A 13,684-nucleotide genomic window follows, 5' to 3' on the forward strand; every position below is an offset into this window, starting at 1 on the left:
AACCGCCTGCTATGTCTTCGCGCACGGTGCAGGTGCGGGTATGAGCCATCCGTTTATGGAGGCTGTGGCCGCTGGGCTGCATGACCGCCAGATCGCAACGCTCCGATATCAATTCCCATTTATGGAAAAAAGATCGAAGCGCCCCGACACACTCAAACTCGCGCATGCCACAGTTCGCGCTGCCGTGGAAGAGGCCACACGGCGCTTACCGGACCTGCCGCTGATTGCCGGCGGAAAGTCGTTTGGGGTCGGATGACTTCGCAGGCGCAGGCCGAAGTGGCTCTTCCACACGTCGTAGGACTGGCATTTCTCGGGTTCCCACTTCATGCCGCTGGTAAGCCGTCCGATAGTCGTGCTGAACATCTCGGAAAGGTCCACGTGCCGATGTTTTTTTTACAGGGGACGCGGGACGCCTTAACGGATTTGACACTACTTCGGCCCGTAGTTGCGAAACTTGGCAGCACGGCAACTCTCATTGAGATCGCGCATGCCGATCACTCGTTCCACGTGTTGGTTCGCTCTGGGCGGAACGTTGCGCAAACGATGACTGAATTATTGGATGCGATGGCTGCGTGGGTAAAAACAGTCGGCCTCGTAGAAGGCCTGTGATGCGCGTGTAGTGGGAAAGCCGATCAACGCTTGCACCTATCCGGCGGAGAGTGGCGTGGTAGACCTTCCCGTTGTCGCTTGCCACGAGAGACTCGGCAACGTACTCCCGGACACACGTAGAAGCTGCTTTATGGCATCTCACTCGGCTTTGCCGCCGGGGATCGGCCAGCGAACCGAGTAGCCATGGTCCGTGACGATATTTGCGGCCAGTGTCAATCCCATAGCTCAATGGCGAGTGGAACTACACAGCCACCCTGTTCGGTGTGGCAGCAGTCTTCAGACCTCAAGCCTTCTACCTCACCAGCCGACTATCGCATCGAGGAACGGTACGTCATGCCGGCAAACATCGCTCCTGGAATAGCCGCCTTTGTTTGCCGAACCATTTCGTCGACGGCCTGAACCGGGTTCTCGGTTGCAGGCGGCAAGGTGCTGTATAAATCGCAATCAACACGCTGCATTTCAAACAAACTCATCAAACCTCTCACGCCGTCGAGAGTCTCACTTGTGGTGTTGGGCGGCAAAAACCGACATTGAAACCCATAATCGTGCTCCTTCAAAAAGGGCCTGAGGCTCTATCTTTTAAATTTATCGGGCAGACCCTCCTAATCAAAGACGCTGCTCTGAACGGTCGTCTCAATCTCGAGCTACTATGACGTTGAACCGGCTATTTTATTGACCTCAGCCGCAAGGGGGAGACTTTGCTGACTTCCAGCGACTGTGCAGGCAAGGGAAGCGGCTATGCAGGCGCGTTGAATGCCGTCATGTAATGGGAGCCCCTTGCTGACCGCTGCAGCGAGAGTGCCCACGAAGCAGTCTCCCGCTGCCGTCGTATCCACCACATGAATGCGGGGTGGTGTGACGCGGACCGGACCATCCGGACCGGCTGCCTCAGCACCTTCGCCACCTAGAGTGCGAATGACCGTAACCCCGAGCACCAAGTGCAGCGCTGCCGCTGTTGCTTCACACCCAAACTGGGCGCTCAAAAAGTCGGCTTCATCCTCGTTGACCACGATTAAGCTAGCTGCGGCAAGAACCTCCTTGGGCAGCAATCCGGCAGGAGCCAAGTTCAATACGACATGCATTCCAGAGACGTACGCTCGGCGCATGACCGCGGCTACCTGCTGTGGTTCCGCTTCCATTTGCACGAGCAAGACACTGCCTGGTGTCGTGAGAATTACCGGCAGATCGTCCGCAGACAGCAGGGCGTTCGCGCCAAGAGCAACAGCAATCTGGTTTCGGCCGGCAATGTCGGTCGCGACCCCGGCGCATCCCGTTGCGACACCTGGAATGCGCCGCAAATGCGCCAAGTCTACGCCAGACTCCATCATGCCCGCGAGCGCCAGAGGAGCAAGGTCATCCTCACCGACTGCACCCACCATATGCACGACAGCCCCAGCCCGGCGTGCTGCGACGGCTTGGTTCGCTCCTTTACCGCCTGGTTGCATGGAAAACCTCCTGGCAAGCCGGGTCTGACCCGGCTCGGGCAGTGCGTCCATCGCAAAGATCAGGTCCAGGTTGATAGAACCAAAGACGACGATGTCGGACTGAGGCATGGCAGGTTCAGTGCACTTCGGGTGGGCGCATCGAGTTTGGTAGGTCCACCTTGTAGTACGTCTTGTAAATGGTGTTCAGCTTACCGTTTTGCAGGTTGGCCAGCACCCACTCATTGAGTTTCGCCAACAGCCGTGGCTCGCCCTTCTTCACGCCGATGGCAATGTCGAAATTGTCGATCACGAATTTTGGTGCGAATTCAGAGGCCGGGTTCTTTTGCTTGACGGCGTCGACCAGCGCCACCGACGTCGAGATCAGCTTCGACTGGCCAGTCGCCCCGGCAGTCACCAGAGTCGCGTCATCATCGTACCGTTGCACCGTGAAGCCGTTGGCGCCTGCAAGGCCCGTCAACTTGGTGTCCTGCGTCGTACCACGCGTGACAGCAACCGACATACCCTTCAGACCGGCGATGCTGTCCACTTGCACGGTAGGAGAACCGCCAACGACCGATTGTAGAATGGTGTAGGCGCGGCTGAAGTCGATGATCTTCGCCCGCTCCGGCGTTACGGAGAGTGTGGAAATGATGATGTCGGCTCTGCCCGACAGCGCGTTGGGGATCCTGGTCGAGCCGGTTGTCGGCACGATCTCCAGCTTCAGGCTCCAATCTTTCGCAAGAAGCTGCGCCGTCTCCACATCCGAGCCGATAGGCTGCATCTGGCCGTTCAACATCCCTGCGGGAGGAATGGCGACATCCGTTGAGATGCGGATGGTGCCTGCCCGCATGATGTCGTCTAGTTGATCGGCGAGAACCGGCCCGGCGTTGGCCACCAATCCCGCCAACATCGCGATCGCAGCCACTACCCCTTGCTTCATCATACGCCTACTCCCTAAACACTGTTATTGTTGGACGTGCGTCAACTCGTGTGAGACGAACTGTTGAAGTTCGCTCGTCTGCGGGTCGGACAAGATGCTGCCCGATCCCATCTCTCTCACCCGTCCCCCGCGCATGAACACCAGAAGATCGGCAATCTTGCGGGCGAAACTCATCTCATGAGTTACCAGGACCATGGTCATGCCGCTTTCTGCCAGCTGCTCCAGGACATCCAGCACTTCAGCCGTCAGCTCAGGATCCAGAGCCGAAGTCACTTCATCGAACAACATCACCTGGGGGCGCATTGCCAACGAGCGTGCAATCGCCACCCGCTGTTGCTGTCCTCCCGAGAGCTGCTCGGGATAGGCGCCCGCCTTGTCGACCAGACCCACCTGTCGAAGCACCGTTTGCGCCGTCTCCCTCGCCTCGCTCCTGGAAATGCGCTTCACCGCGACCGGCGCCAGGGTGATGTTTTGCTCGACCGTCAGGTGCGGGAACAGATTGTAGCTCTAAAAGACGATACCGACATCCTGGCGGAGCGTCCGTAAATCGAGGGCTGGGTCGGACAGGCGGTGACCGCAAACGGTAATCTCGCCGGCGTCGATTCTTTCCAGCCGATCAATGCAACGAAGGGCAGTGCTCTTGCCGGATCCGCTTCGGCCGATGATCACCGCGACCTGCCCACGCTGGACATCAAAGGTTACTCCGTCCAGTACCTTGACCGCGCCGAAGCTCTTCTGCACGCCCTGCAGGCGGATGATCGAATCCTGGGTCATGCGCTCACTGCTGGTGTTGCAAGGGTCATATCTGCCGGGCGGTGACGCCAAGCACCTGTGCGTCGTTCCAGGACGCGGCTCCAGCGGGAGAGCGGAAAGCACAGGAGGAAGTAGATCGCCGCGACCAACAGGTAGATCAAAAAAGGCTGGAAAACCGAGTTGTTGACGATCTGGCCGGAGCGGGCGAGCTCCACGAAGCCGACGACGGAAGCCAGCGACGTGTTTTGATGACCTGGACGGAAAACCCCACGGTGGGAGCAACGGCGATCCGGACAGCCTGAGGCAGGATCACTTTCACCATACGTTGGGTGCGGCTCAGGGCAAGGCACTCGGCAGCCTCCCATTGTTGACGCGGCACCGACTGGATGCAGCCACGCCATATCTCACCCAAGAAGGCACTGACATTGACGACGAGCGCCAGGCTCGCCGCAAACAACGAGGGCACGTCGAGGCCTAGGCCCGGCAAACCAAAGTACGGCAGGAACATCGCCACGAGGGGAGGGGTGCCCTGAACCAGCTGAATATAAATGGATGCGATCGTCCGAAGCGCGGCAATGGGCGCGATCCGGCACAATGCGACTGCTAAGCCAAGCACGCCTCCACCAAGGCAGGCGATGAGCGACAACACGACGGTCCACACCGCTCCATGCAGCAGGAACAGGAGTTGGTTTGGTCCAAATTGAAAGATCGTCATGCCAAAGAAGTTCCAAGCCGACGACGGCGAGGGAAGATGACATAGGCCAAACCAGCAAAGCCCAGGCGCATGATCAGCGAGAGGACGATGTAGAGCACAGCCAAAAGAATGAACGTCTCGAACGGACGAAAATTCTCTGACTGCACGTGGTTGGCGACCGCCGTCAGCTCCTCGGCCGAGATCTGGGATGTTACGGAAGACGCAAGCATCAGAAGAACAAATTGGCTGGCGAGAGACGGGTAGACCCGCTCCATCGCAGGCAGTAGCAAAACATGACGGTAGAGCTGGGCACGCGACAACCCCAAACATTCTCCGGCCTCGATCTGTCCGGCGGGGATGGCCTCTAGTCCGGCGCGCATGATCTCCGCGGTGTAGGCGGCCACGTTGACCGTCAGAGAAATCGAGGCGACGACGAAAGCACTCAGATGCACGCCCAGACTGGCCAGACCGAAGTACATCAAGAAGATCTGCACCAAGAGCGGCGTGTTGCGGATCGCCTCAATGTAGACGTTACACAGCCGGGCAACCCATCCGCCTCGGCGCATGGCGATGGCACAGGCCGTTCCGGCGACGAAGCCTGCAGCCGTCGCAAGGAGTGAGAGCTCCAGCGTCAGCTCGGCCCCGTCCAGAAACAACGGCCACTGGTCCAGCACGCTGGAGAAGTCGAGTTCCATCGCCATGGCAGTTCTGCTCGCCTAGGCCGCGCTGCGGTTGCACATGCGGTCATAGACCTTGAACAGCGCCTGGTTGCCGTTGCCACCCTCGCCGTGTGCCTTGGCCTCCATATACTGGGTCGTCACCAGGGCGTTTCCCGGCAGCGGCACAGAAAGCGATTGAGCAAGCTCACCCACGAGGCGGAGGTCCTTGAGCATCAAATCGATCCGGAACCCGGCCGATGCGTCGCCGCCGATCATGGCAGGCCCAAGACGGTCGAGCATCCAACTCGCTGCGGAACCGCCCAGAAGCACCTCTCGCATCTGCGCCAGATCCACGCCAGAGGCCCGACCCAAAGCAATGGCTTCGCAGACAGCCTGTAGGTTGATACCGACCATGAGCTGGTTGCAAAGCTTCACCGTTTGTCCGGCGCCGCTTGACCCCACGTGGTTGATGGTAGTGCCCATTGCCGCCAAAATCGGACGGGCGCGCTCGTAGGCCGCGGCATCCCCGCCCACCATGATGGTGAGAGTGGCCGACTTGGCGCCTTGTGGGCCGCCGGACACGGGCGCGTCAAGCAAGTCGATGCCGCCCGCCTTGAGCGTGGCGGACATCGCACGCACGGCCTGCGGGCTGATAGTACTCATATCGATGATGATCCGGCCCTGTGGCGGGTTGGCGTACAGCCCCCCTTCGCCCAACACGACCTCCTGCACTTGTGGCGTGTCAGGCAACATGGTGACGATGAGGAAGGCGTCCTTCGCGGCCTCGGCAACGCTGCTGCAGACCCGTGCGCCTGCTTCCGTGGCCGCTTGAAGGGCATGCGGCACCACATCGAACGCCTGCACGGTATGCCCGGCCTTGAGGAGGTTGCGGGTCATCTCGATGCCCATGGTGCCCAGGCCGATAAAGCCGATTACCTGGCTATTTGCTACGGACATCACTCGGCCTCCATGTCGTGCAGCTTCTGCACCCGGCGTATGTAGTCGTCGTTGCGTTCGAACTCCGCTGCGACGAAGGCGTCGACGAGATCCCGCGCAAGCCACGGACCGACGATCTGGGCGCCAATGCACATGACGTTCACGTCATCATGCTCAACCGACTGGTGAGCGGAGTGCACGTCGTGGCAAACGGCGGCGCGGATCCCGCGTACCTTGTTGGCAGCGATCGAGGCACCCACGCCTGTGCCGCACACCATCAAGCCGCGGGCACCGCCTTCTCGCACGGCACCACATACCGCACGGGCTATGTCCGGGAAATCCACTGGTCCTGGATCGTGGCTGCCAACATCCGTCACATCGTGACCGGCCTTGCGTAGATGCTCGGCCAACTCGAGCTTCAGATGATAGCCGGCGTGGTCGCTGCCGATGACGATTTTCATAGGGTGGTATCCCGCGGTTTGGGCCTCGGCCCGGTGGCAACATCACGGCGACGGTATTCGTCGCCGATGGCGAAGTGCTCGCGTAGAATATCATCCGCGCGGCGTGGATCTGCTGCGGCCAACGCCTCGAAGATGAGACGGTGATGGTCGACGAGATAGAACCGCCCATCCTCCGTCCCGAACACCGACTCTCGCCGATCTCGGTGCGAGCGGAGCAGCAACCCCGAAATGGCACCATATAAAGTGGAGAGGGTTTCGGAATGTGCCGCGGCGACAAGCGCGTTGTGAAAAGAATGGTCTGCCAGACCGCCGGCAACTGGATCGTCGATCGTCTCGGCAATCTGGGAGACGACAGAGCGAAGCTGCTCTAGGTCGGTCATGGTAGCCCGCGAGCAGGCAAGCCTGATCGACTGACATTCGATGGCGATACGCGCTTGCATGACATCATCGACCAATGAGTCGTGATGGTGTGCGGTGAAGGCAAAGAAGCTGCCTAGCATCGAAACGTCGGGGCGGCGAACGATCGTTCCGGCACCCTGCCTGATCTCGACGACGCCCAGCATCGCCAGTGCACGCAGGGCCTCACGCAGCACCGGGCGGCTGACACCCAGCTGTGCCGACAGCTCACGCTCGCCAAGCAATCTATCACCGGCCTTGACTTGGCCGCTGAGCAGATGCTCACGCAACGCTGCGAAAACGCCGTCGAAACCTGGCTGTTCCGTTTCCTTGGCCCGCGTGATGGCCACCATTTCCCCTCGTTGGTATTATCGTGGTATGACCAGTTGCCACGTCAGCGAACGTTGGTCAAGCGTCGGAAGCTGGATTGTTTATGCAGATACCGCTGGAGACCTGATGGTCGCGGCATTGGCCCACTTCCAGCCATGGATGCGTTGACGGAGTAAAGACGCCGGCGCGAGCCGTCCAGCTGCCAAAGTTTGTCGTTTCTTCTGCGGACCGGGATGGGCCGCGCCAAAGATTTGACGGGGTTGGCCGTAAAAGGTCGTGCAGGCTGTGTGTTCTTTTTGATCCAGAACCACGCAAGGTGAGCGCCTAATTCGCCTGAACTGCGAAAGTCATCCGGGATCTGGCAACTCCTACATACCACTCGCTGTTCACGTCTTTTCTGGCTCGGAAAACTCTGACGCCGGCCATAAATCGTGAACGCAACAGCCCCGGGGAGCAGCCAGTTTGATCCGTTGGACCGCCTATATCGCCGGTGGTCTTGTCGCCGTAATCATCGTTGCGGCGGTCGCAATATTCCTGTTGCTTGATCGGTATGACTTTGGCCGCATTGCGGCATCCCGGGCCAGTGCCGCTCTCAATCGCTCTGTGACGATCGCTCAGCTTCACGTCATGCCTGGCCGATGGTCTACCATAAAGATGATGGGGTTGCAGATCGACAATCTACCGGGTGGAACGCGCGCGCAGATGGTGACTCTCCATGACCTCACTGCGGAAGTGGACGTACTGTCCTTACTGCACGGCCCTGTTGTTCTGCGCCATGTGGAGATTGACGGCCTGTCGATCCTGTTGGAGCGCATCCACGGCGACACTCGAAACTGGCGCTTTAGCGACACGCCGCCAAAGGCGGATAAGGAGGATCGCTCGGGCTTTCCCACCTTGCTCGACGTATATGTCAAAGCCAGCGACATCACCGTTCGGACAACCTCGGGTCATCTGCTGCAAAGCCGGATCGACGATGGTACTCTTGAGACAGCCAGCGCGAATGCGCCCGTCAGTTTGGCGCTGAAGGGCGCCTATCACGATGCGCCCCTCACAGTTGAGGCCATGCTGCAGCCCATCGTGGTTCTGCGAGATGCAGCTACACCGTATGGGACTGATATCCATATCACGTCCGGCGACACGACGTTACATTTCAAAGGGACGATGACCAAGCCGCTCGCCATCGACGGGGCAGCAGGCATGCTGACCCTCCATGCGCCCACGTTGAGACCTATTCTAACGATGGCTGGCGCACCGGCCGATGCGTTCAACGCTGCGGTCGACCTGACGGGCTCGTTAACGCGTTCGGATGCCGTCTGGGCCCTCACCGAGGTCAGCGGACACGTCGACGACAGCATGCTAGCACCATCAATGTTGCGCTTCGTCGATGGCGGACATGGCCATCCAGATGACGTCACGCTTGATCTGGCTCTCCAGCGATTGAACCTCGATCGCCTGCTCGCGGGGCGGGGTCGACGCACCGGGTCAGATGCTCCAATGCGGGTAGAGCCGGAACCGGATCCCCAAATGCGCCTCCATTTGAATGCTCGGCAAGTGAGTTACGCCGGCAACAGCGCAAGCGACGTGACGATCAAGGCCGCCGTTATGCCAGGGCGGATTGCGCTGGACGAACTCACAGCCTCGGCGTTCGGCGCCAAGCTGACGGCGGCGGGACATGCAGAGACCGCCGACAAAAGTAATCGCCTCTTTGCCGAGGCAACAGTCAGCGGCGTTGACGTGCAGCAACTGCGCCGTTTGACGGGAGGAGGTGCCGTGCCGATTGCCGGGCGTTTGGATGCACAAGCCTTTGCCGATGGCGCCGGGGACTCGTTGGACTCCGCGGCCCGCGCCGCACATGTTGCCGCCGTGGTATGGATGACTGCCGGCAGCATCTCGCGGGACGTCGTCGAGAAGGCCTCGCTCGACATTCGTCGGCTGTTCCGCAAACCCGAAGGCATGGCGCCTGTGTCCTGCATGCTGGGCGTCGTTGAACTCCGCAACGGACTTGGAACGCTGGCGCCGGTTCGGATCCGAACGGCCGATGGCACGATTGCCGGACAAGGCAGCTTCGACCTCAGGCGCAACCGGATCGATGTGACGATTGGCAGCCAATCGGCCACGACTAGCGCATTCGCACTCGACGTTCCCGTCCGAATCAGCGGCGACATCAATAACCCGGATATAAGCCCATCCACACGGTCGGTGGTGTTGACCGCCGCCGATCTAAGTAAGTTGACGCCGCAACTGCGTCCGATTGTACAGCGAAACCTGTGCGCTCGTTAAACTACAACGCTGCGCTGAAAGGCGCCCTTGGACTCGAGCTTGCGGTCCTAAGAAGGCCAAATTCGATTTGTACTTAATCACTGATTACTAACGTGATGCAGCCGATCACACCCTGACCGCGTTTACGCCACTATTGCAGGATCCCCAAATGCCAAAAGCCGCCATTTTCGATGTTGACGGCACCCTCGTTGACTCGGTCGACCTCCACGCCAGTGCGTGGCAAGAGGCGCTCGTCAGGTTCGGCCACCACGTGACCTTCGAACGGGCTCGCGGCCAAATCGGGAAAGGCGGCGATCAGCTCATTCCTGTTTTCCTTTCCGAGGCCGAACAGGCGGATCATGGAGAGGCGATGGAGGCTTGGCGGAGCGACTTGTTCAAATCGAAATACCTGCCCATGGTGCGGCCGTTCTCGGCAGTCCCTGAGTTGCTGCGCCGCCTGCAAGATGCCCGAGTGACGATTGCTGTCGCGTCCTCCGCCAAGAAAGCTGAACTCGACATCTATCTCGAGATTGCTGGCGTGAAGGACTTGGTCGACGTGGCCACCTCCTCCGAGGACGCTGAACAGTCCAAGCCTGCGCCAGATATATTCCAGGTAGCCTTGAAGAAGCTTGGCATCGAAGGTGATGAAGCTGTGGCGATCGGCGATACGCCGTATGACGCGCAGGCGGCTGGCAAGGCCGGTATCCCTACCATCGGGATGCTCTGCGGCGGGTTTACCGAAGCCGACCTCCGCCAGGGTGGATGCATCGCCGTGTATCCAGGTCCGGGCGCTTTGCTGGCCTGCTTCGACGCTTCACCATTGGGCCTTGGCACCGCCACCTCAAGGGAGGCCTGAATGGCAACGTCTCTGAATGACCTGGCAGCAGCCGGGGTTTCCGTCTGGCTCGACGATCTCAGCCGACCACGCATCCAAACCGGTAGCCTAGCCCGCATGGTGGCAGCGGGCGAGATCGTCGGCATCACGACAAATCCGACGATCTTCACCAAGGCGATCGGGGCCGGGTCGGGATACGAGGAACAACTTCGGGATCTGGCGCTCCGGGGCACCGCCATCGGAGAAACACTGCGGCTGCTGACGGCATGGGACGTTCGCGCCGCTTGCGACATCCTGCGGCCCCTTTACGACCGAACCGACGCGCGCGATGTCGAGTCTCCATCGAAGTCGACCCCCGGATCTCAGGAGATGCCGATCGCACTGCCGCTGAAGCGCGTGGGCTTTGGTGGCTGGTCGACAGACCCAACCTGTTCATCAAAATTCCCGCCACGCTCGAGGGACTGCCTGCAATCACCACCAGTTTAGCCGACGGTATCAGCGTCAACGTCACGCTGATTTTCTCGCTCGACCGGCATCGGGCGGTACTGGACGCCTTTCTTACAGGTCTTGAACAACGCAAGGCCGCGGGCGGCAGCCTTATCGGTGTTGAAAGCGTCGCCTCCTTCTTCATCAGCCGCGTCGATACCGAGGTGGACCGACAACTCATCCAGCTGACCACGCAAAACACTGCGGCCGACCGCGCGACAGAGCTGGGCGGCCTACGCGGGCAGGCGGCTCTCGCCAATGCTCGCCTGGCTTATCAAGTCTACGAGCAGATGCTCACATCGGATCGCTGGAAAGCCCTGGCAGACGTCGGCGGCCGTCCGCAGCGCCTGCTCTGGGCATCGACCGGAGTGAAGGACAAGGTCTTTAGTGCCACCCGGTATGTTACCGAACTTGTAGCACCCGACACGGTCAACACGATGCCAGAAGCAACCCTCAATGCTGTTGCGACCTACGGCGAAATTCGCGGTAACCCCGTGCTTGAAAGTTATAGGGCGGCCAGAGGCATCGTCGAGACGTTGTACAAAGTCGGCGTCAGCATGGAAGAGGTGGCGATCACGCTAGAACGACAGGGGATCGCGTCCTTCGCGCAGAGCTGGGACGAGTTGATCGAATCGGTCACCCGACAGGTCGAGAAGGCAGGCGCGGTGGTCATGCCTGCGGGCGCCGTTCGACCCGCCATTGGCCAGAGTGGCGAGAGCGGATCGCCACCCGCAGGGGCTCCAAGCTTGGCCACGCAAAAGGCTGCCTCACCTCAGTCTCGCGAGATATATCGGAGCTCTAACGGCGACCGCTGGCAGCTGATCATTGAACCCGGGTCTGGGCGTAAGCTGGTCCGACACACTGCCAACACCTCGTCAGGCGGGAAGGTGACCGATACCGAACTCGCGGAATTTCTGAGCTTGAATGGCTCTGGCCCCGAGCTCACCGAATTGAGGCGCATGATTGCGGATGACCCGCTGAGGGCTGATCGTTGGTAAGTCCCGGCACGCGGTCGTGCTACGACCAATCACCAGATTAGCAACTCGACCCGTCCTGGCTAGCGTGCAGTGGCAGCGGCATCGTCAAATTGCTGGTGGCAACCTGGTCACTGGAGCAAGGGCCAATCGACCCGGATCTCCTGCACACGGTCCTGGGTGGCCATCTTCGATGACAAGGCAGCGAACAGATGCCGATAGCCTCTCATTGACGTCGGGCCAACTATCGTGCTGCTGGTCGAGCACTCGTCTTGACAGAACCTGCTACCTAAGGACGGCTTCGAATGCCTGAGCGGACCGTCGATGGCATAGCTGCCACCCAGCGCCGCTATAGCGCCATCTTCGAAAGCGCTGTGGATTTTGCCATCGTCACTACGAACGTCGACGGGGTGGTGACGGATTGGAACGTGGGAGCCGAACACGTTTTCGGCTGGTCCGCGGCCGAGATGATTGGGCGTTCGGCTGATGTCTTTTTCACTCCGGAAGACAGGCGGGATAGACGACCGCAGGACGAGATGGCACTGGCCTTGCGCGATGGCCGAGCTACGGATGAACGATGGCATTTAGGCAAGGACGGTCGCCGGTTCTGGGGATCGGGGGAGTTGATGTCGCTCCTGGAAGGGGGCGAGCACCTCGGGTATCTCAAGATCGTTCGTGACCGTACGCAACAACGCCTCGCCGGCGAGGAGCGGCGCGCCGAGCAGGAGTTCATGCGGGGCGTGTTGGCCGCCTCTGCCGATTGCATCAAAGTGCTCGACCTTGCTGGCAACCTCCTCTTCATGTCGGAAGGGGGCATGCGTGCCATGGAAGTGCGTGACTTCGAAGCCATCCGAGGCTGTCCATGGCCCGATTTTTGGCATGGACAAGGCAATGCGGACGCGCTGACGGCGCTTCGGGCTGCCCGAGACGGCGGCGTCGGTCACTTCCGAGGCGCTGCCGACACAATGGCCGGGAACCCTCGACATTGGGACGTGCAGGTCACCCCGATCCTCGGCGCAGACGGCAAGCCGGAGAAGCTGCTCTCGGTCACCCGCGACATCACCGGGCAGCACCGCGCCGAGACGGCCCGCCGAGAGAGCGATGCACTCTACAAGCTATCCTCCCAGGCAGCGCGCACTGGCGCCTGGGAAATGGATCTTCGCACGAAGGACTGCACGCTCTCTGCCGAAATGGCCACCTTGCTGGGCATGCCGCCAAAACGGGTGACAGCGGTCGAACAGGACTGGCGAGCTGCCATCGCTGCCCGGGATTGGCCCGAATTTGAGCGTGCCCTCATTCGATCCGCCGAAGGCGCGCCTTTCGAGTGCGAGTTCCAGGTGGCGTCCCAGGACGGGGTAGAGCGCACCCTTTATGCACGGGGTGCAATCGCGCGGGACATCGAGGGCAAACCTGCCGTTATCAACGGGGTCTGCGTCGACGTCACCGAGCGCAGGCGTTCGCAGGAAGCGCTGCGCCAGAGCGAAGGTTACGTGCGACTGCTCCTCGATTCGATGTCCGAGGGGTTTTATGCCGTGGATCGAGACGGGATCATGACCTTGTGTAACGCCGCCTTTCTCAGCAAACTTGGGTTCCGAGACGAGGTCGAGGCAATCGGCCGTAGCTTGCACGACGTCATCCACCACACGCATCCGAACGGCTCGCCCTATCCCGCCTCTGAGTGCCCCATCTACACGTGTGCCCGCACTGGCAAAGCGGCGCATGTGACCGGCGAATTGTTCTTCCGGCTCGATGGTAGCACATTTCCGGTTGAGTATTGGGCACACCCGATCATGCGCGACGGCGTCGTCGACGGTGCGGTCTGCACGTTCCTTGATATCACCGATCGGCTACAGGCCGAAGCGGCCGTCAAGGAGAGCGAGGCTCGGTTCCGCCATTTGGCCGACAGCGCCCCTTCGCTGATTTGGATG

11 protein-coding genes and 4 pseudogenes are annotated in these 13,684 nt (G+C 60.5%); 6 read left to right on the forward strand and 9 right to left on the reverse strand.

Annotation, left to right across the window (positions count from 1 at the left end; translation table 11 throughout):
• Positions 1-55 precede the first annotated feature (55 nt).
• A pseudogene (locus GSQ76_RS32920) lies at positions 56-609 on the forward strand (alpha/beta family hydrolase).
• Positions 610-917: 308 nt separating this feature from the next.
• On the opposite strand, the gene GSQ76_RS25710 reads toward GSQ76_RS32920, so the two are convergent.
• The 9 genes and pseudogenes from GSQ76_RS25710 to GSQ76_RS25750 form a co-directional block, all read right to left on the reverse strand.
• Positions 918-1,082 carry a hypothetical protein gene (locus GSQ76_RS25710; protein WP_158746939.1) on the reverse strand — a complete coding sequence of 55 codons (165 nt, stop codon included), beginning with the start codon at positions 1,080-1,082 and terminating at the stop codon, positions 918-920.
• Positions 1,083-1,256: 174 nt separating this feature from the next.
• On the reverse strand, positions 1,257-2,162 hold the full coding sequence (locus tag GSQ76_RS25715; protein WP_158746940.1) for a ribokinase: 906 nt from the start codon (positions 2,160-2,162) through the stop codon (positions 1,257-1,259).
• A gap of 7 nt (positions 2,163-2,169) precedes the next feature.
• Positions 2,170-2,976, reverse strand: coding sequence for a transporter substrate-binding domain-containing protein (locus GSQ76_RS25720; RefSeq protein WP_158746941.1), 807 nt, complete (start codon positions 2,974-2,976; stop codon positions 2,170-2,172).
• Positions 2,977-2,997: 21 nt separating this feature from the next.
• Positions 2,998-3,732 (reverse strand): annotated as a pseudogene (locus tag GSQ76_RS25725) (amino acid ABC transporter ATP-binding protein).
• An 11-nt stretch (positions 3,733-3,743) separates the two neighbouring features.
• Positions 3,744-4,441 (reverse strand): annotated as a pseudogene (locus GSQ76_RS25730) (amino acid ABC transporter permease).
• Complete coding sequence (locus tag GSQ76_RS25735) at positions 4,438-5,121, reverse strand: amino acid ABC transporter permease (RefSeq protein WP_158746942.1); 684 nt, start codon at positions 5,119-5,121, stop codon at positions 4,438-4,440. The pseudogene GSQ76_RS25730 and the gene GSQ76_RS25735 overlap by 4 nt, the downstream one beginning before the upstream one ends.
• Positions 5,122-5,136: 15 nt before the next feature.
• A complete protein-coding gene (locus GSQ76_RS25740) occupies positions 5,137-6,036 on the reverse strand; it encodes an NAD(P)-dependent oxidoreductase (RefSeq protein ID WP_158746943.1) in 900 nt (299 codons plus the stop codon).
• Complete coding sequence (gene rpiB, locus GSQ76_RS25745; protein ID WP_158746944.1) at positions 6,036-6,476, reverse strand: ribose 5-phosphate isomerase B; 441 nt, start codon at positions 6,474-6,476, stop codon at positions 6,036-6,038. The genes GSQ76_RS25740 and rpiB overlap by 1 nt, the downstream gene beginning before the upstream one ends.
• Positions 6,473-7,225 carry a FadR/GntR family transcriptional regulator gene (locus tag GSQ76_RS25750; RefSeq protein ID WP_158746945.1) on the reverse strand — a complete coding sequence of 251 codons (753 nt, stop codon included), beginning with the start codon at positions 7,223-7,225 and terminating at the stop codon, positions 6,473-6,475. The genes rpiB and GSQ76_RS25750 overlap by 4 nt, the downstream gene beginning before the upstream one ends.
• Before the next feature lie 439 nt (positions 7,226-7,664).
• Between GSQ76_RS25750 and GSQ76_RS25755 the strand changes: the two genes are divergently transcribed.
• The 5 genes and pseudogenes from GSQ76_RS25755 to GSQ76_RS25770 all read left to right on the forward strand — a co-directional run.
• On the forward strand, positions 7,665-9,482 hold the full coding sequence (locus tag GSQ76_RS25755; protein WP_158746946.1) for an AsmA-like C-terminal region-containing protein: 1,818 nt from the start codon (positions 7,665-7,667) through the stop codon (positions 9,480-9,482).
• A gap of 148 nt (positions 9,483-9,630) precedes the next feature.
• Positions 9,631-10,317, forward strand: coding sequence for an HAD family hydrolase (locus GSQ76_RS25760; protein WP_158746947.1), 687 nt, complete (start codon positions 9,631-9,633; stop codon positions 10,315-10,317).
• A gap of 96 nt (positions 10,318-10,413) precedes the next feature.
• A pseudogene (locus GSQ76_RS32925) lies at positions 10,414-10,533 on the forward strand (hypothetical protein); the annotation flags it as partial.
• A gap of 29 nt (positions 10,534-10,562) precedes the next feature.
• The gene (gene tal, locus GSQ76_RS25765) at positions 10,563-11,780 is read left to right on the forward strand and encodes a transaldolase (protein WP_254070633.1); all 1,218 of its coding nucleotides are present in this window, start codon (positions 10,563-10,565) and stop codon (positions 11,778-11,780) included.
• Between the two features lie 281 nt (positions 11,781-12,061).
• On the forward strand, positions 12,062-13,684 hold a 1,623-nt coding region (locus GSQ76_RS25770; RefSeq protein WP_158746948.1), incomplete at its 3' end, for a PAS domain-containing protein.

This window comes from Acidisphaera sp. L21, assembly GCF_009765685.1.
Lineage (GTDB): Bacteria > Pseudomonadota > Alphaproteobacteria > Acetobacterales > Acetobacteraceae > LMUY01.

Excerpts from the sequence above, each read along its gene's own strand:
- GSQ76_RS25710 (WP_158746939.1), bottom strand. The coding sequence starts at position 1,082 with ATGAGTTTGTTTGAAATGCAGCGTGTTGATTGCGATTTATACAGCACC.
- GSQ76_RS25715 (WP_158746940.1), bottom strand. The coding sequence starts at position 2,162 with ATGCCTCAGTCCGACATCGTCGTCTTTGGTTCTATCAACCTGGACCTG.
- GSQ76_RS25720 (WP_158746941.1), bottom strand. The coding sequence starts at position 2,976 with ATGATGAAGCAAGGGGTAGTGGCTGCGATCGCGATGTTGGCGGGATTG.
- GSQ76_RS25735 (WP_158746942.1), bottom strand. The coding sequence starts at position 5,121 with ATGGCGATGGAACTCGACTTCTCCAGCGTGCTGGACCAGTGGCCGTTG.
- GSQ76_RS25740 (WP_158746943.1), bottom strand. The coding sequence starts at position 6,036 with ATGTCCGTAGCAAATAGCCAGGTAATCGGCTTTATCGGCCTGGGCACC.
- rpiB (WP_158746944.1), bottom strand. The coding sequence starts at position 6,476 with ATGAAAATCGTCATCGGCAGCGACCACGCCGGCTATCATCTGAAGCTC.
- GSQ76_RS25750 (WP_158746945.1), bottom strand. The coding sequence starts at position 7,225 with ATGGTGGCCATCACGCGGGCCAAGGAAACGGAACAGCCAGGTTTCGAC.
- GSQ76_RS25760 (WP_158746947.1), top strand. The coding sequence starts at position 9,631 with ATGCCAAAAGCCGCCATTTTCGATGTTGACGGCACCCTCGTTGACTCG.
- tal (WP_254070633.1), top strand. The coding sequence starts at position 10,563 with ATGGGACGTTCGCGCCGCTTGCGACATCCTGCGGCCCCTTTACGACCG.